Origin of the sequence: Actinomadura soli, from assembly GCF_005889715.1 — a bacterium.
Lineage (GTDB): Bacteria > Actinomycetota > Actinomycetes > Streptosporangiales > Streptosporangiaceae > Spirillospora > Spirillospora soli.
The window spans coordinates 1-2222 of record NZ_VCKW01000515.1; the positions used below are offsets into that span (position 1 = coordinate 1).

Here is a 2222-nt window from a genome sequence, read left to right on the forward strand (position 1 = left end):
AAATGGTGTTCCCTGAGAACGCGCTGTACCGGGTGGCGGACGAGCTGGCCGACCGGTTCTACGGGACTTTCTCCCGGGAGACCATCGACCGCTACCTGATCGAGTCCTACGACCTGCTGCGGATGACCGCCAGAGTCGGCATCCACCTGCCGGTGCTGGCCGCCAAGTTCGCCCGCGAACGCCTCACCGCGCTCGCCGAGATCGAAGGCCGCCAGGTCAAGCAATCGCCCACGGTGCTGTTCGTGTGCGTCCACAACGCCGGACGCTCCCAACTCGCCGCCGCCCTGCTCCACCGCCGGATCGGCACCGCGGTGCAGATACGGTCGGCCGGCTCCTCACCCGGCCGCGCCCTCGACCCCGCGGTGCTGAACGTGGCCGCCGAACTCGGGCTCGACCTCAGCCGAGAGATCCCCAAACCCCTCACCGACGAGATCGTCCGCGCCGCCGACGTCGTGGTCACCCTCGGCTGCGGCGACGCCTGCCCCGTCTACCCGGGCAAGCGCTACCTCGACTGGCGCGTCGCCGACCCCGAAGGCGCCGACCCCGACACCGTCCGCACCATCGCCGCCGACATCGACGACCGCCTCGCTCACCTGATCAAGGACCTGTTCCCGGACGGCAACCGGCCATTCGACCTCTAAGGGAGATCCCATGGACACCAAGCCCAGCGTCCTATTCGTCTGCGTCCACAACGCCGGACGCTCCCAAATGGCCGCCGCCTACCTCACCCACCTCGCCGGCGACAAGGTAGAGGTCCGCTCCGCCGGATCGGCCCCCGCAGACCAGATCAACCCCGCCGTCGTCGAAGCGATGGCCGAAGAAGGCATCGACATCTCCGCCGAAATCCCCAAAGTCCTCACCACCGACGCCGTCCAGGCCTCCGACGTCGTCATCACCATGGGCTGCGGCGACACCTGCCCCGTCTTCCCCGGCAAACGCTACGAGGACTGGCAACTCGACGACCCTGCCGGCCAGGGCGTCGAAGCCGTCCGCCCCATCCGCGACGAAATCCGCACCCGCATCCAGAAACTCGCCGCCGAGCTAACCACCTGACGGACAGCCCGCCATGCTCTTCAGGCTGCAGCGACTGCGTCACCTGAAGGCGTCGGACCTGGGAGGCGGCGCCCGGTCAGCTTCAGGGCGCATGCCGAGACCTTACCCATCCCCTCCATGAAACTGGGCGGGCATGATCTGTGCCGGAAAAGGTGGACACTGCAGGATCCATTCCAGCGGCGCTCCCACGATGAGCCTCGGGCGTGGTGGTCATCGGGTGAGAATGGTGCAGATGGCGGTGTCGTCGCAGTTGGCGGGGTCGGTGGAGGCGGCGCGGTGTTTGAGGTCGGTGAGGGCGGCGCGTGCTTGGGCGAGTTCGAGGATGCGTTCCTCGACCTGGGTCAGGTGCCGGTCGATGAGTTCGGCGACGTGGCGGCAGGGGGGCTGACCGGAGTCGCGGATGGTCAGAATGCTGCGGATCTCACTCAGGGTGAGCCCGGCTGATTGGGCGTCTCGTATGAATGCGAGCCGCGCCAGGGCCTCGGGCGGGTAGTCGCGGTAGCCCGAGCTCGTACGGGGCGGGGCCGGCAGCAGCCCGGCCTGTTCGTAGAACCGGATGGTCTTGGCGGTCAGCCCAGCTTGTGCGGCGAAGACACCGATACGCATACGACTCAGGCTACGCGCTTGACCTTCCAGTGCGCTGGAAGCTTTACCGTCGACGGTGACGGCGACAAGCGACGCGACAGGGTGGCGTCTGGACGCTGTGGAGGTCCACGTGGAGTTGACGGTGTTGACGGTGCTGGACTGTCCGCATGGGCCGGTGCTGCAGCAACGGCTGGCCGAAGTATTGGCTGATCACGAGCAGATCTCGGTGACATGGCGCGTGATCAGCGTGGAGGGCGAAGCGGTCCGTTGGGGGATGCGGGGATCACCGACCCTGCTGATGGACGGGATCGATCCGTTCGCCGATCCGTCCGGCCCGCCGAGTCTGTCGTGCCGGATGTTCCGCGAGTCCGGTGGCCGGCTGGAGGGAGCGCCGTCAGTGGCTGCTCTGCGCCGAGCCCTGCGTGCGAGTGTCGCAGACCGGGCTGGTGTGGAGGCGTGGACCACCCCGGGTCGGCTGGAGGCTCCGATACCTGGAAGGGTGAGGGGCTATGGCACCCCCGAGGAAGTACTCCCCTGAGCTGCGGGAACGCGCGGTTCGGATGGTTTTTGATGTTCGTGAGCAG

The 2222-nt window shown here is 67.6% G+C and carries 4 protein-coding genes; 3 read left to right on the forward strand and 1 reads right to left on the reverse strand.

The window, feature by feature from the left end:
• Together ETD83_RS41385 and ETD83_RS41390 are read left to right on the forward strand one after the other, a co-directional pair.
• A partial coding sequence (locus ETD83_RS41385; RefSeq protein ID WP_138650694.1) for an arsenate-mycothiol transferase ArsC occupies window positions 1-641 on the forward strand: 641 nt, incomplete at its 5' end.
• 10 nt (window positions 642-651) lie between these two features.
• The gene (locus tag ETD83_RS41390) at window positions 652-1053 is read left to right on the forward strand and encodes an arsenate reductase ArsC (RefSeq protein WP_138650695.1); all 402 of its coding nucleotides are present in this window, start codon (window positions 652-654) and stop codon (window positions 1051-1053) included.
• A 210-nt stretch (window positions 1054-1263) separates the two neighbouring features.
• On the opposite strand, the gene ETD83_RS41395 is transcribed toward ETD83_RS41390, so the two are convergent.
• Complete coding sequence (locus tag ETD83_RS41395; protein ID WP_138650696.1) at window positions 1264-1659, reverse strand: heavy metal-responsive transcriptional regulator; 396 nt, start codon at window positions 1657-1659, stop codon at window positions 1264-1266.
• 109 nt (window positions 1660-1768) lie between these two features.
• Here ETD83_RS41395 and ETD83_RS41400 point away from each other — a divergent pair, with 109 nt between their 5' ends.
• A complete protein-coding gene (locus tag ETD83_RS41400) occupies window positions 1769-2176 on the forward strand; it encodes a thioredoxin family protein (RefSeq protein WP_205718183.1) in 408 nt (135 codons plus the stop codon).
• Window positions 2177-2222 lie beyond the last annotated feature (46 nt).